This is a genomic window from Glycomyces arizonensis DSM 44726 (genome assembly GCF_000482705.1).
GTDB classification, from domain to species: domain Bacteria; phylum Actinomycetota; class Actinomycetes; order Mycobacteriales; family Micromonosporaceae; genus Glycomyces; species Glycomyces arizonensis.
Genome location: NZ_AXWO01000016.1, coordinates 27790 through 48295 on the forward strand (window position 1 = coordinate 27790; position 20506 = coordinate 48295).

Annotated in this window: 16 protein-coding genes and 1 tRNA gene; 10 read left to right on the forward strand and 7 right to left on the reverse strand. The window is 70.5% G+C overall.

The window, feature by feature from the left end; all coding sequences use genetic code 11:
- Window positions 1–16 precede the first annotated feature (16 nt).
- Window positions 17–496, reverse strand: coding sequence for a VOC family protein (locus H613_RS0112530; protein WP_026924061.1), 480 nt, complete (start codon window positions 494–496; stop codon window positions 17–19).
- Window positions 497–834: 338 nt separating this feature from the next.
- On the opposite strand from H613_RS0112530, the gene H613_RS0112535 reads away from it, so the two are divergent.
- From H613_RS0112535 to H613_RS0112545, 3 genes are all read left to right on the forward strand, one after another.
- Window positions 835–3384 carry an ATP-binding protein gene (locus tag H613_RS0112535; RefSeq protein WP_026924062.1) on the forward strand — a complete coding sequence of 850 codons (2550 nt, stop codon included), beginning with the start codon at window positions 835–837 and terminating at the stop codon, window positions 3382–3384.
- Window positions 3385–3690: 306 nt separating this feature from the next.
- A complete protein-coding gene (locus tag H613_RS0112540; RefSeq protein WP_026924063.1) occupies window positions 3691–5691 on the forward strand; it encodes a glycosyl hydrolase in 2001 nt (666 codons plus the stop codon).
- A 374-nt stretch (window positions 5692–6065) separates the two neighbouring features.
- Window positions 6066–7475 (forward strand): AAA family ATPase, encoded by a 1410-nt coding sequence (locus H613_RS0112545; RefSeq protein ID WP_211234803.1) that lies wholly within the window; start codon window positions 6066–6068, stop codon window positions 7473–7475.
- A 196-nt stretch (window positions 7476–7671) separates the two neighbouring features.
- On the opposite strand, the gene H613_RS30875 is transcribed toward H613_RS0112545, so the two are convergent.
- A complete protein-coding gene (locus H613_RS30875) occupies window positions 7672–7815 on the reverse strand; it encodes a hypothetical protein (protein ID WP_156925997.1) in 144 nt (47 codons plus the stop codon).
- Between the two features lie 204 nt (window positions 7816–8019).
- A tRNA-Asn gene (locus tag H613_RS0112555) sits at window positions 8020–8092 on the reverse strand.
- Between the two features lie 333 nt (window positions 8093–8425).
- On the opposite strand from H613_RS0112555, the gene H613_RS29265 reads away from it, so the two are divergent.
- A complete protein-coding gene (locus H613_RS29265; protein WP_051393301.1) occupies window positions 8426–8758 on the forward strand; it encodes a YtxH domain-containing protein in 333 nt (110 codons plus the stop codon).
- A gap of 54 nt (window positions 8759–8812) precedes the next feature.
- On the opposite strand, the gene H613_RS0112565 is transcribed toward H613_RS29265, so the two are convergent.
- The gene (locus H613_RS0112565; RefSeq protein ID WP_035737951.1) at window positions 8813–11299 is read right to left on the reverse strand and encodes a glycoside hydrolase family 3 protein; all 2487 of its coding nucleotides are present in this window, start codon (window positions 11297–11299) and stop codon (window positions 8813–8815) included.
- A gap of 125 nt (window positions 11300–11424) precedes the next feature.
- On the opposite strand from H613_RS0112565, the gene H613_RS0112570 reads away from it, so the two are divergent.
- The 4 genes from H613_RS0112570 to H613_RS0112585 all read left to right on the forward strand — a co-directional run bounded on the left by H613_RS0112570 (window position 11425) and on the right by H613_RS0112585 (window position 15117).
- Window positions 11425–12036 (forward strand): TetR/AcrR family transcriptional regulator, encoded by a 612-nt coding sequence (locus H613_RS0112570; RefSeq protein ID WP_026924066.1) that lies wholly within the window; start codon window positions 11425–11427, stop codon window positions 12034–12036.
- Entirely contained in the window at window positions 12033–12890 is an 858-nt protein-coding gene (locus H613_RS0112575; protein ID WP_026924067.1) for a putative RNA methyltransferase, read from the forward strand. Before H613_RS0112570 ends, H613_RS0112575 begins: the two co-directional genes overlap by 4 nt.
- 174 nt (window positions 12891–13064) lie before the next feature.
- Window positions 13065–13871, forward strand: coding sequence for a glutaminyl-peptide cyclotransferase (locus tag H613_RS0112580; protein ID WP_211234804.1), 807 nt, complete (start codon window positions 13065–13067; stop codon window positions 13869–13871).
- Between the two features lie 76 nt (window positions 13872–13947).
- Window positions 13948–15117 (forward strand): hypothetical protein, encoded by a 1170-nt coding sequence (locus tag H613_RS0112585; RefSeq protein ID WP_156925998.1) that lies wholly within the window; start codon window positions 13948–13950, stop codon window positions 15115–15117.
- 11 nt (window positions 15118–15128) lie between these two features.
- Here H613_RS0112585 and H613_RS0112590 read toward each other — a convergent pair whose 3' ends face one another.
- Window positions 15129–16076: a carbohydrate kinase family protein gene (locus tag H613_RS0112590; protein WP_026924070.1), complete on the reverse strand. Its 948-nt coding sequence runs from the start codon at window positions 16074–16076 to the stop codon at window positions 15129–15131.
- 101 nt (window positions 16077–16177) lie between these two features.
- Here H613_RS0112590 and wrbA point away from each other — a divergent pair, with 101 nt between their 5' ends.
- Window positions 16178–16777 carry an NAD(P)H:quinone oxidoreductase gene (gene wrbA, locus H613_RS0112595; RefSeq protein ID WP_026924071.1) on the forward strand — a complete coding sequence of 200 codons (600 nt, stop codon included), beginning with the start codon at window positions 16178–16180 and terminating at the stop codon, window positions 16775–16777.
- A 62-nt stretch (window positions 16778–16839) separates the two neighbouring features.
- Here wrbA and H613_RS29270 read toward each other — a convergent pair whose 3' ends face one another.
- A complete protein-coding gene (locus H613_RS29270) occupies window positions 16840–17925 on the reverse strand; it encodes a hypothetical protein (RefSeq protein ID WP_026924072.1) in 1086 nt (361 codons plus the stop codon).
- Window positions 17926–18281: 356 nt separating this feature from the next.
- On the opposite strand from H613_RS29270, the gene H613_RS26300 reads away from it, so the two are divergent.
- Window positions 18282–19532 carry an ABC transporter substrate-binding protein gene (locus tag H613_RS26300; RefSeq protein WP_035737954.1) on the forward strand — a complete coding sequence of 417 codons (1251 nt, stop codon included), beginning with the start codon at window positions 18282–18284 and terminating at the stop codon, window positions 19530–19532.
- Between the two features lie 55 nt (window positions 19533–19587).
- On the opposite strand, the gene H613_RS0112610 is transcribed toward H613_RS26300, so the two are convergent.
- On the reverse strand, window positions 19588–20352 hold the full coding sequence (locus H613_RS0112610) for an ATP-binding cassette domain-containing protein (protein ID WP_035737986.1): 765 nt from the start codon (window positions 20350–20352) through the stop codon (window positions 19588–19590).
- Window positions 20353–20506 lie beyond the last annotated feature (154 nt).

A 20506-nucleotide genomic window follows, 5' to 3' on the forward strand; every position in this document is an offset into this window, starting at 1 on the left:
GGCGACCGTTCAGGCGCTAGTCGCCCTCGTAGGCCTCCTTGAGGCCCTGGACCTCGATCTTCTTCATCTTGTACATGGCCTGTGTGGCGCGCATGGCGCCCTCCTTGTCGGGGCCGCCGAGATAGCGCTCGGCCTCGGTGGGCCAGACCTGCCAGTTGACGCCCCACTTGTCGGCGATCCAGCCGCACTCGATCTCCCTGCCGCCGCCTGAGAGCATCGCCTCCCAGATGCGGTCGACCTCGGCCTGGTCGTCGCAGTTGATCTGCAGCGACATCGCGTGGTCGTGCTTGGCCGAGTCGTCGCCGTTGATGGCGGTGAACGACTGCCCCGCGAGCTCGAAGTTCACGATCATGGCCTTGCCGGCCGTGCCGTGCGGATCCCCCTCCATGTAGGGGACGGTGCCGGTGACCTCGGCGTCCGAGAAGAGGGAGAGGTAGAACTCGACGGCCTCTTCACCGTCGCCGCTGTACCAGATGTTGGTGACGATCTTCTGCATGATGTCGGTGTCCTTTCGAGCGGGTCGGTGCGTTGTGGGAACTGATTGCATCAGTTGAGACGAGGCGGCGCGCCCGAACTCATCGCTCCGGCGCCTACCGGCCCGTGTTTTTTTAGGGGACGCCCGCCGACCGCTCCGGCGACGAAGTCCGCGCGCCGCGACCTTTGGAGGCGACCCGTTCGCATCACTGGAAACGCCGTGCCGCAAGGGTCGCGACCGCCCCGGAGCGCCCGGACGGTGAGGGGGTGATCGTCTCGACGTGGTGGAGCTCCGCTGACCACCCCGGAGCGCCCGGACGGTGACCGGTGACAGTGGAGTCTCCCGGTACAATCGGTGACGTGCGTCAACCCCTCGACGGCCTCGACCCCGCCGCCGCCGGCTCGGCCCCGCAACTGGTCGCGCTGCTCCGCGAGCTGCGCGCCGCCTCCGGCCTGAGCATCCGCGAGATCAGCCGCCGCGCCAAGGACCGCGGCGACTGGCTCCCCACCAGCACCCTCGCCGCGGTGCTCAACCGCGACTCGCTTCCGCGCGCCGAAGTGGTCGCCGCACTCGTGCGCGCCTGCGGCGGCGACGAGGCCGCGGTGGACGCCTGGCTGGCCCAGCGCGCCCGGATCGCCGCCGCCGACGTCGCCGACACCGGGCACGCCCCGCGCCAGCTCCCGCCCGCCCCGCACGCCTTCACCGGCCGCGAACGCGAACTGCGGCTGATCGACGAGCACGTCCGCGACACCGCGCCCCGCGCGGCCGTCATCGCGGGCCCCGCCGGGATCGGCAAGACCGCGCTCGCCCTCCACTGGGCCCACCGCGCCCTCGACGCCTTCCCCGACGGGCAGCTCTACGTCGACCTGCGCGGCTTCTCCGGCGCCGACCCGCTCGCGCCCGCCCCGGTCCTCCACCGCTTCCTGGCCGCGCTCGGCACCGCCGCCGAGGAGATCCCCGCCGACGGCGACGAACGCGCCGCGATGTACCGCTCGCTGCTGAGCCACCGGCGCGTCCTGGTCGTCCTCGACAACGCCCACAGCCCCGAGCAGTTGCGCGAACTCCTCCCCGGCACCGGAGGCTCGACGGCCCTCATCACCGCCCGCACCGACCTGCTCGGGCTCACCGCCACCCACGGCGTCCCCCACCTGCGCCTCGCGCCGCTCACCCGCGAGGAGTCGATGGACCTGCTCGGCGCCATGGTCGGGCGCGACCGCCTCGCCACCGACCCCGAGGCCGCCATGGGCCTCGCCGCCGCCTGCGGCGACCTGCCGCTGGCGTTGCGCCTGGCCGCCTGCCAGACCCTGGCCCACCCCGAGCAGCCCATCGGCGACCTGCGCGACCGCATCGCCCGCTCGCCGCTGGCGAGCCTCGACCTGCCCGGCGACGAGGCCGCGGGTCTGCGCTCGTGCCTCGACCTCACCCGCGACCGCCTCGACCCCGCCGAACGCCGGGCGCTCAACGCGATCGGCCTCCACCCGGCCACCGAGTTCGAACCGGCCGGGATCGCCGCCCTCACCGGCGCCGAAGCGGCCGACGCCGAGGCCGCGCTCCACCGGCTCGCCGGAGTCCACCTCGCCGCGCCGACCGCCGAAGGCCGCTGGAGCGTCCACGACCTCGTCCGCGCCTACGCCCGCGAGCAGGCCGCGGACCTGCCCGAAAAGGAGGCGGCGCTGGGGCGCCTCTACGACTGGCACCTGGCCGCCGTGGCGGGCGCCTGGAACCCCCTGTTCGGAGTCGGCCCCGAGGTCACCCCAGAGACCGCCGTCCCCGCACCGGCGTTCCCCGGGCCCGGCGAGGCCCTCCAGTGGCTCGACGCCCGCCACAGCGCCCTGACCGAGACCATCCGCCACGCCGCCGCGGGCGGAGCCCACTGGCACGCCGGACGGCTCGCGGCCGCCATGTGGCCCTACCAGAACCTGCGCGGCCTGCACGCCGAGGCATTGGGAGGCCTGGAGGTCGCGCTCGACGCCGACCGGTCCCTCGGCGACCGGAGGCACGAGGTGACGGTGCTCCGCCGACTCGGCGACACCCACCGGTCCCTCGGCGACCTCGACGAGGCCGAACGCCGCCTCACCGAGGCCCGCGACCTGGCGGTCGAACTGGGCGATCAGCGGGCCAGGCTCCTCTCCGTCGCCGCGCTCGGCTGGTGCCGCCTGCGGCGCTGGCGGCTCGCCGAAGCGCGCGCGTGCGCGGCCGAGGCCGCCGAGGGCTTCCGCGAGCTCGGCGAGACCGACCTGGAGGTGAACGCCTTCGACGACCTCGCCCACATCGACCTGCTCATCGGCGACCACGAGAGCGCCGCGTCCGGCTTCGAGCGGTCGGCGAAGACCTTCGCCGACCTCGGCTGGACCCAGAACCTCGCCTCGGCCCTGGCCGGGCTCGCGCGGGTGCGCCTGCGCTCGGGCGACCCGGGCACCGCGTCCGAACTGCTCGAGCGGGCGCTGGACGCCTACGGCAAGGCCGGGGACGAGCACGGCCGGGCCGTCTCCCGTGCCCGCCTCGCCCAGGCCCGCGCCTGCCTGCTCGAACGCGACGACGCCGTCGCCCTGGCCGAGCGGGCCCTCGATGCGATCGCGGCGATCCCGAGCACGGAGGTGCGCCTGGAGGTCCTCAACGCCGCCGGGTTCGCCTACATCAACCTCGGCGAGGCGGCGACCGCCGAGCGCCTCCACCGCGAGGCCGTCGACCTCGCCGAGGCCGCCCCCGACCCGTACGAGGAGGCGCGGGCCCGCCACGGCCTCGGCCTGGCGCTCCTGGCCCGCGGCGACGAGGACGGGGCCCTGGCGCAGTGGGGCAGGTCCCTGCGCCTCCACGAGTCGCTCGGCACCTACGAGCGGGGCGAACTCGCCGCCCTCGTCGACCGGACGCACCGGCTCTGGTCCGAACTGCCGGGCAGCGCGGCTTGAACCGCTTCATCACCGCTTGACTCCGCGGCACCCGGGCCGCGGCCCAGTGGCGCAGTGCGGCGTTGACACCCCTTGACATTGATGTATGCCTATGTTTATTATGGACGACGCTTAACCGATTCACCTTCTGGATCCCCGCTCCCCGAACGCCCGTCGGGCCACGCGAGCCACCGGCACCACCCGCGGCCCGCGCACCGCATGGACGCGCGAACCGCGGCCGCAGGCCCCACCCCGGCGCCGTTCGCCCCAGCACCAACGCAACGCAACCCCTCGCACGAGGGCCCCAGCGTGTCAAAGGAGACGCAAGTGCCTTTCTCTTCCTTCCGCGCGCCGAGGCGCGCGGTCATCGCCATGGGCGCCGCCGCCGTCGCGGCGACGAGCCTCCCGTCCGCGGCCGAAGCCCACGGGCACCGCCCGACGCCGGTCCGGATCGTCGACGACCGGGCCACCCGCGACACCCGAGCGCTCTACCAGTACCTGCTCGACATGCAGGGCCAGGGCATCATGTTCGGCCACCAGCACGACCTGTCCGAAGGCTTCACCTTCGAAGAGCCCGACGGCGAGGCCTCCGACACCGAGGCGACCGTCGGCGACTACCCCGCCGTCTTCGGCTGGGACACCCTCATCCTCCAAGGCTTCGAGAAGCCCGGCGTCTACGGCGGGACCGACGAGGAGAACATCGAGGCCCTGAGCTGGGCGTTCGAGCAGGGCGACGCGCGCGGCGGGATCAACGTCCTCAGCGCCCACCTGCCCAACTTCGTCACCGGAGGGAACTTCTGGGACACCACCGGCGGCGTGGTCGCCCAGATCCTCCCCGGCGGCGCCAAGCACGGGGACTTCAACGCCTTCCTCGACCGCATCGCCGCGGCCGTCAAGGGCGCCAGGCGAGACGACGGCACCCCGATTCCGGTGGTCTTCCGGCCCTTCCACGAGAACAACGGCGGCTGGTTCTGGTGGGGCGCCGGGCACACCACCTCCGCCGAGTACATCGAGATCTACCGCTACACCGTCGAGTACCTGCGCGACACCAAGCGGGTCCGCAACCTGCTCTACGCCTACTCGCCGAACGGCAGCTTCGCGGGCGACCCGACCGTCTACCTCAAGACCTACCCCGGCGACGAGTTCGTCGACATCCTCGGCTACGACTCCTACGACAGCACCGCCGGATCGGCCGAATGGCTCGGCGGCCTCGTCACCGACCTGGCGATGGTCGTCGACCTCGCCGCCGAGCACGGCAAGGTCCCGGCCTTCACCGAGTTCGGCGAGTCCGGCGAGGAGGGCCGCAACCTCCAGTGGTTCACCGACGTCCTCGGCGCCATCAAGGCCGACCCGGTCGCCAGCCGCGTGTCCCACATGCTCACCTGGGCCAACTTCGGCGGCGACAGCCGCGCCTACGTCCCCTATCCGGGGCACGTCATGGAGCCGGACTTCGTCGACTTCTACGAGGACCCCTACTCGCTCTTCGTCTCCGACCTCGAAGGCGTCTACGGCGCGCGCACCAGGGCCGTGGCGAGCGCGCCGTTCATGCACCTGGTGACCCCCACCGACCGCCAGCAGATCGCGGCCGACGAGACCACGATCCGGGTGCGCCTGACCTCGGCGCACTCCCGGAAGGTCACCTACGCGGTGGGGGAGGGGCGGCCCGTGGAGCTGCGCCGCGACGAGGAGGGCTTCCACTCGGGGGTGTGGGCGATCGACCCGGCCCTGCTGGAGGGCAGCTCGGTCACCGTCACCGTGAAGGCCAAGGCGTGCGGCGAGACCTACACCGACTCGGCGCTGGTGCTCCTCGGCGAGGTCGAGCCGCTCCCGGCCGGGTGGGTCGACGACTTCGAGGGCTACTTCGGCGACGACGTGACCCTGAGCGAGTCCTACAGCCACATCAACACGAACACGACGAGTCTCTCGGCCGACCACAAGGCGTCGGGGTCCTACGGCCTGGCGTACGCCTACGACTTCACCAGCGCCGGGTACACCGGCATCGGCAAGTCGGCGGGCCCGGACTGGACCGCCTTCACGAGCCTGCGGCTGTGGATGCGGGGCGACGGCTCCGCGAACGGCGCGACGTTCCAGGTCGTCGCCGACGGGGCCTATTTCGAGTACAACGTGCCGCTGTCCGGCACCGCCGGGCAGGAGATCACCGCGCCGTTCGCCGATTTCGCGCCCGCGCCGTGGGACACCGCCCACGCCGACGCGGTGCTCGACGCCGCGCACCTGGCCAAGGTGACGGCGTTCAACCTCTACCTCGGCCACGGCACCGACGCCCCGACCACCGGAGTCGTCTACTTCGACGACATCCGCGCCGAATAGGAGGGCGACTCGCCGCCGAAATCCGAGGGGAAACAGGGACGTGCCGTAACGTCACGAACGCTCGGCATGTTCCCCGCGTCAGCCCTTCGATTACCAGTCGAATGCACTGTGTTCCTCGCGTCAGCGGGGTTTCGAATCTGGCCGAGCAACACGAAAGCCGTTGTCTGCAAGTGAGACGACGGCTTTCGTCGTGTGGCTCCCCTCCTTCGGGCCTATGCGGAACTATCCCCGCAGGTAACGGCCCTGAGCAACCGCCTCGCGGTCCTTGCGGGAGTTTTCTAGCTTAGAGCTGTGCTAACTTAGAGAACTTCTAAGTCAGATGCAAGGGGTGAGGTGACATGCGCAAGGCACCATTTGTAGGGCGCAAACGGGAGATGGCAGACCTGAAATGGCGGCAGGACCTGGTCGAACGCAGTGGGGAAGGCGTAGCCGTCGCCATTCGTGGCCGTAGGCAGGCGGGCAAGTCGAGACTCGTCGAGCAGTACTGCGTCGAAGCGGCACTGCCGAGGCTCTACTTCCAAGCGAGCAGGGGGGTGGGCACCGCCGAATCGCTTGAACTGTTCATGGCGGCGCTTCGTGCATCCGACCTGCCCGGTGCCTCCACACTCCCGAACGCGGTGCCGCGAACGTGGCTGGAGGCGTTCGAGCTGCTCGCGCTCGCCCTGCCCGAGGACCGCATTTCGATCGTGGTCATCGACGAGATCCCCTGGCTGTTCCAGCAGGATTCGCGCCTGGAAGGCTATCTGCAGACCGCATGGGACCGGCTGCTCAGGAGCAAGCCTGTGCTGCTGTTGCTGGTCGGCAGTGACATCCACATGATGGAGGCGTTCATCGGCTACGACCGTCCCTTCTACGGGCGAGCCGACCCCATGGTGGTCAAGCCGCTGAACCCCGCGGACACCGCGGAGCTGACCGGCTTGGAGGGGGCGGACGCGCTTGACGCCTACCTGATCACGGGCGGCTTCCCGGGGCTGTGCAGAACTTGGGACGCGGGTTCGAACGCCTTGGAGTACTTCGCCGCGCAATGCCGCAGAGTGGCGAGTCCGCTGTTCACGATCGGTGAGCAGATGCTGGACTCCGAATTCCCGCAACCGGATCAGACCCGCAGGGTGTTCTCGGCGATCGGGAGCGGGGAGCGAACCTTCGGCAACATCGCCGCCCATGCGGGAAGGGGTCCGGATGAACCGATCAAGTCGGGCTCGCTCGGCCCGATCCTCAACCGGCTCCATGACAAGCACGCGATCGCGTTCGACCAGCCTCTCGCCACGCGGCCCGGCAACGGCGGCAAGCTGTACCGAGTCGCCGATTCGTACCTGCGGTTGTACTTGGGGATGCTCGCCGCGGCCCATGAGGAAGTGAAGCGCGATCGTCATGAGCAGGCGCTGCAGATGATCAAGCGGCGGTGGGAAAGCTGGCGCGGACGGGCGATCGAACCGGTAGTCCGCGAGGCGCTCGCTCGCGCGTCGTCTTCGGAGGGGTTCCCGTGGCCTGAGTCGGTCGAGGTCGGCGGCTGGTGGCCGCGAAGCTTCGATCCCGAAGTGGACCTCGTCGGTGCGGACCGAGCGCCCGTCGCGAGGAACGTCTTCTATACGGGCTCGATCAAATGGCTCGGCACGCCCTTCGACCGCCACGATCTGAGCAGCCTGAGGAAATCCGCTGGGGCGGTTCCCGGGGCCCCGGAAGACGGGAGCGGGTTGGTGGTGGCCAGTCGATCCGGTGTGGCTGAAGGTGTATCCGCTGATCTGGTGTGGGGGCCGGAGAACATCTTGGCCGCGTGGGCGTGACGCGAGTAGAGAAACGAAAAAGCCCGGACCGGCCTGCGCCGTCCGGGCTGTGCTCGCCGCTGTCTCAAGGCGGCTCCCCTCCTTCGGACCTATGCGGACCTATCCCCGCAGGTAACGGCCCTGAGAACCCGCCTACCGGCCCTAACAGCCACCAAACCCGACTCCGCGATAGCCGAAGTTCGCGGCTCGGATCGGGTCAGACCATCACCGTGACCGGTGGGTGCTCCGGGTCGAGGCCGCAGTGGAAGATCTGGAGGTCGTAGCCGCGACCGAGGTAGACGTCGACGGAGCCGTATCGGTTCTTGACATCCGCCGCGCCGTCGCGCTCCTCCAAAGGCATCCGGGTCGACGTCGGCGAATCCATACAGCGGTGCGGGCCGGCTTGCCGAGCTCGGGCCGCATGGCGGCGAGATCGCAGGGGCGGTCAGGCGTGGTGAAGGGCATCGAGAATCCAACGGTCGGAGGTATGTACCGCTCGGAAATTAGCAACGCCGTACGACAAGACGACGAAAGGCCGGTCAGGAGACCGGCCTTTCTGTGTCTGCTCCCCGAGTTGGACTCGAACCAACAACCTACCGATTAACAGTCGGTGGCTCTGCCAATTGAGCTATCGGGGAAGGAATCCGCTCGGTTGAACGCCGTGCGAACCGGATACGAGCGTACAGGATCGGCGCGTCTCTGTGCCACGGGGGGCGGTGTGGTCTGGGTCCAATCCGGGACGCCGTCACCCGTTCGAATGCCGTCACCTTGTCGCCCAAGTTCCGCGAAAGGCACTCATATCCTCCGTGACGTGCTCATTTACCCGGTCGCGTTTCCGTCATGAACCGCCGGGGCATCCCACCATGAGGCAGAATGACCGCTATACGCGACAGCGCCAAGTGACGGCTCGTGGACTCGCCGAGACCGAGTGCATGCACGGTCCTCGAGCTCACCGACAGGGAGGCAACCACATGCGCAAATGGTATTTCGTGGCCGGACTGGGGATCGGCTACATCCTGGGGGCCAAGGCGGGGAGGGAACGCTACGAGCAGATCATGAACTGGACCAGAGAGGTCACCGGCAACGACAAGGTCCAGCACGTGGCGAGCACCGTCCGCGACCAGGCTGGCCGGGCGAAGGACGCCGCCCAGGACAAGATCAAGGGCACCAAGTTCGGGGACATCGTCGAGGGGTTCTCCTCGAACGGTCCCGAGCACCCCAGGGCGGAGCCGTGGGACTCGGCCGGCGTCACCACGCCGACGCGCAGCGACCGCGAGATCCGCGAGGACGCGCCGGGATTCTGACGCGCACGCATCGAGCGGCGGGCGGGGGCCGCGGCCCCCGCCCGCCGCTCTTTTTCATGCGTCCTTCTTCACCGGCGCGCTGAGCCGCAGGTCGCCCACTGAGCGGCCCGCCTCGACCGTCCACGTCCCCGGGACGGTCCGCCAACCACCCTGCGCCTCGTCCCACACCTGGAACGAGCGCTCCTCGAGCGCCACGGCCACCTCGGCGGACTCCCCGGCGTCGAGCGCGACGGCCGCGAAACCGGCGAGCCGGTGGGCCTCGATGCCGCCGGGCACCTCGGCGCCCGAGTCGGGCGCCAGGTAGACCTGGACGACCTCGCGTCCGGCCCGGGTGCCGCCGTTGCGGACCCGCACCCGCACCTCCTCGCCCTCGACGCGCAGGTCCTCGTAGACCCATTCGGTGTAGGACAGGCCGTGCCCGAACCAGTACGCCGGTTCGGCGCCGCCGCGCCGCTCCCAGGCGCGGTAGCCGATGAAGACCCCTTCGTCGTAGTGCAGTTCGCCGTCCTCGTTCGGCTTGACCTGCGTGACGGGAGCGTCGGCGAGGGTCTTCGGCCAGGTCGTCGGCAGCCGCCCGCCAGGTTCGGCGCCGAGCAGCACGTCCGCCAGCGCGTGGCCGCCTTCCTGCCCGGGGAACCAGGTCAGGAGGATCGCGGCGACGTCGTCCCTCCAGGGCATCTCGACCGGGGAGCCGGAGTTGACGACGACGATCGTGTTCGGGTTGGCCGCGGCGACGGCGGCGACCAGTTCGTCCTGGCGCCCGGGCAGTCGCAGGTCGGGCCGGTCCCAGCCTTCGGATTCGGTGAGCGCGGTGGTGGAGACGACGACCACGGCCACCTCGGCGTCGCGGGCGGCCTCGACGGCCTCGGCGAGGAGCCGGTCCTCGTCGGGTCGGGGCTCGGCGTGCATGAGGCCGAACATCACCGAGGGCGGGAAGCCGGGCGGGGACGGGAGCGGCTGGTACTCCAGGCTCACGTCGATGGTCTGGCCCGCTTCGAGGTGCACGGTGCCGCGCGCGACGCCGGGACCGAAGAACGACTCGAACGGGTCGTCGGGGTTGACCGCGTAGTCGTCCTCGAACACGGTCCGCCCGTCGACGACGAGCTTGAGACGGCCCGAGCCGCGGGTGCCGAAGGTGTGCTCGCCGGTGGCGGTGGCGGTGTAGGTCCCTTCGAGGACGGCGTGGTCGAACTCGTCGTAGGTCATGCCGCCGGGGACGTAGCCCATCCATTTGACCTCGCCGCTGGCCAGCGGCTCGGCCGCCGGCTCGGTGCCGTCGGCGGCGACGGGCCGCACGCGCAGGTCGAAGCCGTTCTTGGCGTGCAGGATCTGCTCGAACAGGTCGACGCCGCGCCGGTAGTCGACGCGGTCGCCGAGGCGTTCGCGCAGCCCGTCGAGCGGGGAGGCGACCTGTTCGGGGAAGACCGTGGCCGAGCCGCCGCCGAGGACGCGCGCCTCGGCCGCGGCCGGGCCGATGAGTGCCAGGCGGTGCACGACGTCGGCGGCGAGCGGCAGCTGCGGGGCCTCCTCGCCGTCGGGGACGTCGTTCTTGGCCAGGACGAAGGAGCGGCGGGCGATTTCCCGGAGGAAGTCGCGGGCGTCGCCCGGCCCCGCGGCCGGTTCGGTGACGGCGGCCTCGACGCCGTCGAGTGCGCCGACGCGCGCGGCGAGCATGAGCACGCGCCTGACGGCGGCGTCGACGTCGGCCTCGCCGGCGCGGCCCTCGCGCACCGCTTCGGCCAGCGGCGGCCCGTAGACGGTGTCGGGGCCCGGCATCGCCACGTCGAGTCCGGCTTCGATGTCCTCGGCGGTGTGGCGGGCGGCGCTCCAGTCGGAGACGTTGAAGCCGTCGAAGCCGAACTCGTCGCGCAGGACGTCCATGAGCGCCTTGTGGGCGGTCATGGTGGTGCCGCCCACGGAGTTGTAGGCGGTCATGACGCCCCACGGCCGGACGGAGGCGGCGACCATCTCGAAGGGCCTGAGGTAGAGCTCGCGGAGAGTCCGCTCGTCGATGATGTTGTCGACGGTGAACCGGTCGGTCTCGGCGTCGTTGGCGACGTAGTGCTTCATGGTGGTGCCGACGCCGCCCTCCTGGACGCCCGCCACATAGGCCTCGGCGATGCGCCCGGTCAGGTAGGGGTCTTCGGAGAACGCCTCGAAGTGCCTGCCGCCCATGGGGGAGCGGTGGAGGTTGATGGTGGGGGCGAGGAGCACGTGGACGCCCTTGCGGCGGGCCTCGGCGGCGAGGAGGTGCCCGATCTCGCGCACGAATGCCGGGTCCCAGGAGGCGGCCTGGGCGGTGGGGCTGGGCAGTGCCAGCGACGGGTCGGCGACGGTCCAGAACCGGCCGCGCACGCCGATGGGCCCGTCGGAGAGGGTCATCGAGCGCAGGCCGATCTCGGGGACGGCGATCAGCCGCCACATGTCGAGGCCGGAGAGGAGGGCGGCCTTGGTGTCGAGGTCGAGCTCGGCGAGCGCGGCGTCGACGGCGCCGTCGTAGTCGGGGCGGTCAGGGGGGATCGTCCATTCGGGGTCACGCATGGCATGGCCTTTCCTGAGTCGGGTGCGGGCGACGTCGCTACAGAGTCGTCGGTAGGTGATGTTACCGACTTGTTCTTAACTAGTCTGTAGGGCAACGATCCCGCCTACCCGTCTGTGAGATGCCGATGTCGTCAGCACCCATATCGTCCAACGGCGTACGGCACGGCGCCCGAGGCCGGGCCCGCCGCGAGGAGATCCTCCGTGCCGCGATCGAGGTGATCGCCGAGCGCGGCTTCCGCGGCTCCAGCATCGCCGCCGTCGCCGAGAAGGTGGGCCTGACGCAGCAGGGCCTGCTCCACTACTTCCCGACGAAGGATGAGCTGCTCATCGCGGTGCTGCGCCAGCGGGACGAGTGGGACACCGGGGACGAGCCTGAGTCGGTGGGGCGCGACTGGGCCATGGCCAACCTCGAGACGCTCATGGAGGCCAACGCCGCCCGCCCCGAGCTCATCCGCACGTTCTCGGCGCTGCTGGGGGAGTCGGTGACCGAGGACCACCCGGCGAGCGCGTACTTCCACGACCGCTACCGGGGCACCAGGGAGGACATGGAGGCGATCGTCCGCCGCGAATGGGGCGAGCGCCTCCCGTCGGGGCTCACCGCGGCCGAGGCCGCGCCGCTGCTCGTCGCCGTCATGGACGGCCTCCAGTTCCAGTGGCTCCACGAGCCCGAGGCGGTCGACCTGGCCGCGTCGTTCCGGGCCTTCGTCAGCCTGCTCGGCGTGCGGGCCGCCGAATGAGCCTGCCCGCGCTGGACGCGCTCGCCTGCCCCAACTGCGCCGGACCGCTCGCGCAGACCGACCGGCGGCTCCACTGCCCGCAGGGGCACTCGTTCGACCTCGCGAAGCAGGGCTACGCGCCGCTGCTCGCCCCGGGTGCCAACACCACCACCGGCGACACGGCCGACCAGGTGGCCGCCCGCGAGGCGTTCCTGTCGTCGGGGGCGTACGACCCGCTGATGGAGGCCGCCGCCCGCGCGAGTCTGACCGACGCGCCCGGTGTCGTCGTCGAGCCCGGCTGCGGCACCGGCCACTACCTGGCGGCCGCGCTCGACGCCGACGAGTCCCGCGAGGGGATCGGCCTGGACACCTCGAAGTACGCGCTGCGGCGCACCGCGCGCAGGGTGCTGCGGCGAGCCGCCGGAACTCAAGGGCGGCTCGCCGCAGTGCTCGCCGACGCGTGGACCCGACTGCCGGTCCAGGGCGGCGCCGCCGCCGCGGTCCTCAACGTCTTCGCTCCCCGGAACGCCGACGAGATCGCGCGGATCCTCCACCCGACGGGAGTGCTGGTGGTGCTGACCCCCCGGCAGGACCACCTCCGCGAACTCGTCGACGCTCTGGCGTTGCTGAGCGTCGACCCTGCGAAACCGCAGCGGACCGCCGATCAGCTCGGCGCGGCGTTCAGCGCCGAGCGGACCGACGAGCTTCGATATTCGATTCGATTGGGACGCGAGGACGCGCTGCGCCTGGTCGCCATGGGGCCCAGCGCCCGGCACCAGGACGCGGCGGCCCTGGCCGCGGCGGTGGACCGGCTGCCCGAGCCGGTCGAGGCCACCGTCTCGGCGACGGTCACCCGCTGGCGCAGGCGCACATGAAAGCGACCGTCGCCCGGCGACGCGGCACAGCAGAACACGAAGCCCCTGGTGTCCCGCCGACCCATCGCCGCGCCGCCGAACGGCGGTCATTCCCCCGGATGGTTGGCCTTGTCCTCTTTTGTCACAACCAGTACGGTACGGAGCATCACCTCGAAGCACCTGGAGATGAGTTCAGTGTTTGATCAGAGAAGGGCCGCCGCGTTCTTCAGCGCCGCGGCCCTGGCCGCCCTCCCCGTTCTCGCCGCATGCGGCACCGGCGACGCCGGCGCCGAGCCGCTCCCCGAAGACCCCGGCACGCGGCAGCTCGGCGTCGAGGTCATCGACTCCTTCGACCACGACGCGGCCGCCTTCACGCAGGGGCTCGAACTGCGCGACGGCGTCTTCTACGAGAGCACCGGCCTCTACGGCTCCTCGGACATCCGACTCGTCGACCCCGGCACCGGCGAGGTCCTCGATGCCGAGGCGCTCCCCGACGACGAGTTCGGCGAGGGCCTCACCCTCACCGAGGACGCGGTCTGGCAGATCACCTGGCAGGAGGGCGTGGCCTACCAGCGGGACCTCGACACCTTGGCGGTCGTCGACACCGTCGCCTACGACGGCGAGGGCTGGGGCATCTGCTATGACGGCGACCGCCTCGTCATGAGCGACGGTTCGTCCACACTCACTTTCCGCGACCCGGTGACCTTCGAAGAGGAGGGCGCCGTCGAGGTCACGCTCGACGGCGAGCCGCTCGAAGAGATCAACGAGCTCGAATGCGTCGGCGGCCAGGTGTGGGCCAATGTCTGGCAGACCGACCAGATCGTCCGCATCGACCCGGGCACCGGCGAGGTCGGTGCCGTCGTCGACGCCTCCGGCCTGCTCACCGAGGAGGAGTCGTCGTCGGCCGACGTGCTCAACGGCATCGCCGCCGCCGAGGAGGAGGGCACGTTCTACATCACCGGAAAGCTCTGGCCGCGCCTGTTCCTCGTGCGATTCGCATAGGGGGATCGGTTACGGGCCGAAAGTCCGGCCGTTACGCCGTATTGCGCCCGAAAACCGGATGCGCCATGATGACGTCATGGCCATCACACCCCTAGACCGATTGCTGGAATACAACATGCACCTCTTGAAGGACTCCGGGCACCCCCGTCTCTTCGCGGCCTGGTGGCACGACCTCATCACCGCCGCGGCCTCGGCCTGGTTCTTCGGCGGGCTCGTCGCCGCCGTGCAGGCCGGTGAGAGCGGCACGTCGGACGCGTCCTTCACCTGGTGGCACCTGGTCTTCTACACCGGGTACCTCGCCACCGCCGCATGGATCGCCTACCTGGCGGTGCGCTCGCACCGCGCGGACGGGCGCACCGGGCTGGCGGCCGTCCCGCACGGCTACGGCCCCGCCGTGGTCGGCGTCCCGCTGTTCCTCGTCTCGGCCCTGGCGGACCTGATCTGGCACGGCGTCTTCGGCGCGCCCGGCTCGCTCGACCTCCTGTTCAGCCCCCCGCACCTCGGCCTGGCCGTCAGCGGCGTGCTCATCGTCGCCTCGCCGTGGCTCTCGGCGTGGCGCCGCGACGCGCTCGGCGCCGAACCGGAGGCGGTCGGCGCCCACCTGCGCTTCGCCGCCCCGGCGCTGTCGCTCGGGTACGTGTTCTCGGCGGTGGTGCTGCTGGTGTCCTACGGGATCGCGTTCGCCTGGAGCCCCCGCGAGGTGGCCTCGGGCCTCGGCGAGGCCGACGGGGCGGCCGGGTGGGCGGTGGCCGCGAGCGTCATGTTCACCACGCTCGCCGTGCTCGCCCTCGTGGTGGTCGCCTCGGGCAGGTTCGTCCTGCCGGTCGGCTTCTTCACCGTGGCGTTCGTCTTCCCGGCCTTGATGGCCGGTGCGAACGCGGGCTTCGAGAACGGCGCCTTCGCGGTGCTGTTCCTCGTCTCGGGGGCCCTGGCGGACCTGCTGACGTGGCTGGTGCGCCCGGACCTGCGCCGCCGCAAGGACCTGATCACCTTCGCGGTGATCTGGTCGCTCCTGACGTGGCTGGCGTACATGATCATCGTGCTGGCGGCCGAAGACGTGTGGCCCGCGGTCGAGATCACCACGGGCGCACCGATAGCGGCGGCCTTGATCGGCGCGGCGTTCATGCTGGTGATCCAGCCCGACCACCGCGAGGCCGCGCCGCCGCGCCCGGCTGAGCCGTCACCGTTCGACGAGGTCATCGCCCGCGCGAAGGCGATGACGGCCCACCGCGGCGACCAGGTCTAGCCCGCCGGCCTTCAACGGCGCAGCGCCGCCAGGCTCTCGGCCAGGAGCGCCTCGGAGATGAACTCCGAGTGGGTGCCCTCCTTGCGGCAGGCGAAGGCGCCCGCGACGCGGCCCGCGTCGATCGCCGCCGCGAGGCCGTCGCCGCGGCGCCTGGCCCACAGGAAGCCGGAGACGAAGGCGTCCCCGGCGCCGTTGGAGTCGACCGGCCGCCACGTCGCCCACTCCGGGACGGCCGCGCTCAGCTCGGCTACGGGGTCGATCGCGTCGTAGGCGGCGAGTTCGCCGCCGCGTTCGAGGACGTACCCGCCCCGCTCGCCGTCGGTGGCGATCACCAGCGAGGCCCGGCCGTTGTCGAGGATCCAGCGCATCGCCTTCTCCGGGGAGCCGCCGAGCTTCGCGGCCGACAGGAACACCGTGTCGGCCCGCAGCGCGTACTCCTTGTGGTGCTCGGACTCGCCGTCCCAGGCGTGGAGGTCGGTCGAGACCGGCAGTCCCAGGCGCTCCAGATCGTCGTGCATGTCGCGGTTGATGTTCGTGATCGACATGTGCACGTGGTCGGCCTGAGCGAGGTGCGGCAGATAGAAGTCCCGCGGGATCCGCAGGTCGGGGGAGTGGCGCCCGTCGTAGAACGAGTAACGCCGCCCGGCGTCGTCGACCAGGTTCACCGACCGCGGCGTGCCGCGCGGTGAGACCAGGTGCCTGAAGTCCAGCCCCTCCTCGGCATAGCGGCGCAGGATCAGCTCGCCCTGCTGGTCCTCGCCGATGTAGTCGATGAAGCGGGTGGCCAGTCCCAGATGGAGACTCCCCAGGGCCACGCCGTTGCCGGTATGGGCCACGTAGTCCCGGATCGGCTCCACGCCGAGGTTGTCGCCCTCGCCGATCGCGATCTCGGGAACGCGGACGATCGTGTCCACGCCGACGCCGCCGACCACCAGAATGTCGAGTACGTTCTTGCTCATCTTGTCTATGCCTTCCAATTTATTGGAATCTTTTGCGCTGGGTAACCCTAAGGCCGGCATGGCAGAAAATCAAGGCCCAGTCAACAGCAAGGAGCACCACCATGGTCAACCTCGCCGTCATCCACTACTCGCAGACCGGCAATGTATACGAAATGGCGAAGACCGCCGCCGACGAGGCCGCCGAGGCCGGAGCCGAGGTCAGGCTCAGGAAGGTCGCCGAGCTCGCCCCCGCGGAGGCCATCGCGTCGAACCCCGACTGGGCCGCGCACGTCGAGGCCGTCGCCGACGTTCCCGAGGCCTCGCTCGACGACCTCGAATGGGCCGACGCGGTCATGTGGGGCACGCCGACCCGCTTCGGCGTCCCGTGCGCCCAGCTCAGGCAGTTCGTCGACCAGACCGGCCCGCTGTGGCAGCAGGGCAAGCTCGCGAACAAGGTCATGTCGACGTTCGTGTCCACCCAGACCAGCCACGGCGGCCAGGAGTCGACGATCCTGGCGATGAACAACACCTTCTACCACTGGGGCGCGATCATCGTCGGCATCGGCTACACCGACCCGGCGGTGTTCAACCTCGAACTGGGCAACCCTTACGGCGCCAGCCACATCGGCAACGCCGGGGCGGTGGGGGAGCACCAGCGGCTCGCGCTGTCGATCCAGGTCGGCCGGGTCCTCGACATCGCCGCGAAGCTCACCGGCGAATGAGCGAAGGCCGGGCCCGACGGCGTCCGCCGGGCCCGGCCCCTTCCTGTTTCCCAGTGTGCGGCTTAAGCGGTCGCCCTGCGGCGGATCGCGTAGGCCAGCGCCGCCGCGCCCAGCGCGGGCCCCCAGATCAGGAACGGGAACACCGCGATGAGCTCGGGGTGAGCGCCCCACAGCCCCGTGGACGGGATGGAGATCCCGGCGAGCGTGAACAGGTAGGCCACGATCACGGCCGGGACGATCGCCACCTTCGGCGGCACCGCTCGGCCCCGCAGCCGCGGCACCCAGTACGGCCACCGCTCGCCCCACCGCTGGGCCAGCCCGAGGCACAGCACGCCGCCCGCGAGGCAGGAGAAGCCGAGCAGCAGGCCCCACAGCCGCAGCCCCGGGTTGGCCGCGAGCTCGTCGGCGCTCACCAGGTACGGCCACGGCGTCAGCCACGACATCCGCGACAGCCCGTACGGCAGCGAGCAGGCGAACGCGAGGTACGCCGCCGCCTTGCCCCACCGCTCGGCCCGCTCCGGGGCCAGCCACCCCGGGGCCGGGCGCTCGGCCCGGCGGCGGCGCAGCAGATCGGCGGTCACGCCCGCCCAGGCGAGGCCACCGGCGGCCGACCACACCTCGGCCAGCGGGTAGACCCCCATGTCCAGCAGGCCGCCGCTCAGATCGCCGAGCAGATCGGCGAGCGTGGAAGGCGCCAGCGTGCCCTGGACGACGAGCGCGGCGACCACCGCGGCCACGAGCGCCGCCGCCACCAGCTTCATGGCGGCGCCGCGCGCCACCAGGACCGAGCCGACGGCGAGCACCGCGGGCATGAAGAACGCCGCGAGGTACCCGGCCATGGCCAGCAGCATCATCGTCGGCACCAGGAGCGCGAACACCGCCGCGTACGCGGCGGTCGCCGGCCACAGCCGCGGCCTGGCGCGGGCCAGGAGGAGGCCGCCGAGGCCCGCGGCGATGAGCAGCGACGGCGCCAGGGCGCCGGGGAACGCGTCGGGGAAGACGATCCCGGCGCGCTCGTTCGGGTGCGTGAACGGGCCGCCGCCGGATGCGGCGAGCTGCCACAGTCCGAGCGGGACGGCGGTGAGCGACCAGAGGAAGGCCGCGAGGGCGGCCGGTCGCCTCGTCGATTGAACGGTGTCGTGTGTCATGGGGCAAGCCTCGGCGAAACGCCGCCGCGCGCCCTCCCTCTGCGGAGCGGACGCGCTCCCCCGCCCGGGGGAAACCCATGAGTCCACTCCGACAACACTGTCCTCATCAGTCACGGAAATGACATGAATACACACGCGCCCGCCATTGCCGCAATGCCGCCGGAATGCCGATTCCCATCGAACACAATGAATCCGAAAGGCGTGTACCGAAAAGGTCACGGAGCCATCACATATCGGGCCGCGTGTGGTCACGGTGGCTGGCGCGCCTACCCCTGCTGCAATAGTGTGTAACTCACATCACGTCAACCTCCACCTACATGGCGGATGCACATCTCGAACACAACCTAGGAGAAGCCATGTCTCGCTTTCCCCGGGCATTGCTGGCTGTAGCGACCGCGGGTGCCACAGCATTCGCCTTCGCAGCGTGCGGCGGCGCCGATGACGACGAATCCGGAAGCTCCGGCGGCGCCTGCGACGGCACCGGCATGAAAGTCGGCACGATCCTGCCGCAGACCGGCTCACTCGCATTCCTCGGCCCCCCGGAATTCGCCGGCGTCGACCTCGCCATCGAAGAGATCAACGAAGGCGGCGGCGTCATCGGCGAATGCGTCGAAGTCTTCCACGAGGACTCCGGCGACACCACCACCGACATCGCCAGCCAGTCCGCCGACTCCCTGATCGCCCAAGGCGTCAGCGCCGTCGTCGGCGCGGCCTCCTCCGGTGTGTCGTTCCAGTTCATCGACAAGCTCTACGGCGAGGGCATCGTCCAGATATCCCCGGCCAACACCTCACCGGACTTCACCACCTACGAAAGAGGCGACTACTACTTCCGCACCGCCCCCTCCGACGTCCTCCAAGGCCGCGTCCTCGCCGACCAGATCATCGCCGACGGCCACGAGCAGGTCGCGATCCTCGCCCTCCAAGACGCCTACGGCACCGGCCTGGCCGCCTCAGTCGAGGAGAACATCGTCGAGTTCGGCGGCGAAGTGGTCATGAAGACCATCTACGACCCCAACGCCTCCGAGTTCTCCGCCGAAGTCTCCGAACTGGCCGCCGCCGACGCCGACGCGGTCGTCCTCATCACCTTCAACGAGTTCACCAACCTCGCCCCCGAACTCGTCGAGAACAACCTCAGCCCCCAAGACCTCGGCTGGTACATGGTCGACGGCAACCTCTCCAACTACGGCGACCAGTTCCCCGAAGGCATGCTCGAAGGCACCAGAGGCACCTTCCCCGGCGCCGACCCGGCCGGCATCCGCGACCGCCTCCTGGAGATCAACCCCGACCTGACCGACTTCACCTACGGCCCCGAGTCCTACGACGCCACCCTGCTGCTCGCGCTCGCCGCGCAGGCCGGCGGCTCCTACGACTCCGAGACCATCAAGGACAACCTCGTCGACGTCAGCCGCGAGGGCACCAAGTGCGAGACCTACGCCGACTGCCTCGAACTGCTCGACAACGGCGAGGACATCGACTTCGACGGCCAATCCGGCCCCATCGAGTTCTCCCCCGAAGGCGACGTCACCGCCGCCACCATCGGCATCTACGAATACGAGGCCGACAACACCTACGTCAACATCGACTACCGCTTCCAAAGCCTCGAATAGCCAGACCCGACGGCAGGCCGCCCCGGTCCGAACCGGACCGGGGCGGCCTATTCGTTCAGCGGGCCCGCCCCAGCGTCCCGAGATAGAGCTCGACGACCTTCGGATCGTCGATCAGACCCTCACCCGGCCCCGTATAGGCACTGCGCCCCTGGTCCAGAACGTAACCGCGGTCGCAGATCTGCAGACACCGCCGGGCGTTCTGCTCCACCATGACCACCGTGACCCCCGTCCCGTTGATCTGCTTCGTGTTGTAGAAGACCTCGTCCTGCATCGCCGGAGACAGACCCGCCGACGGCTCGTCCAGCAGCAGCACCGACGGCTCCATCATGAGCGCCCTGCCCATCGCCACCATCTGCCGCTCACCGCCCGACAGCGACCCCGCCCGCTGCGCCCGCCGCTCGGCGAGCACCGGGAACAGACCCGAGACGAAGTCGAACCGCTCCCTGAACCGCTTCGGACGCAAGAACACCCCCATCTCCAGATTCTCCTGGACGGTCAGCGAGGGAAACACGTTGTTCGTCTGCGGCACGAAGCCCACCCCGCGCGGCACCAACTGGTGCGCCTGATGGTTCGTGATCACCTCCCCCCGCAACGTCACCGTCCCCGAACGGATCCCCACCAACCCGAAGATCGCCTTCAGCAGCGTGGACTTCCCCGCCCCGTTCGGGCCGATGATCCCCACCAGCTCGCCCTCATCGGCGTACAGATCCGTCCCGTTCAGAATCGACACGCCCGGGATGTACCCCGCGACGACCTCATCGGCGCGCAGCAGCGCCCCCCCGGCCGCCACGAGATGCCCCTCACGGCTGCACACCTCCATCGCCGACTCGTCCTCCACCGGCGCGTCAGGCTCGGTCACGAACACCGGCGGCCTCGCCTCCGGATCGGACGAGTCCGCCTCCGGCGCGACGGCGGCCGCGTCCTCGGACGGCGCCTCCGCGCCGACCTCATTCATCTCCTCATCGGACATGCCA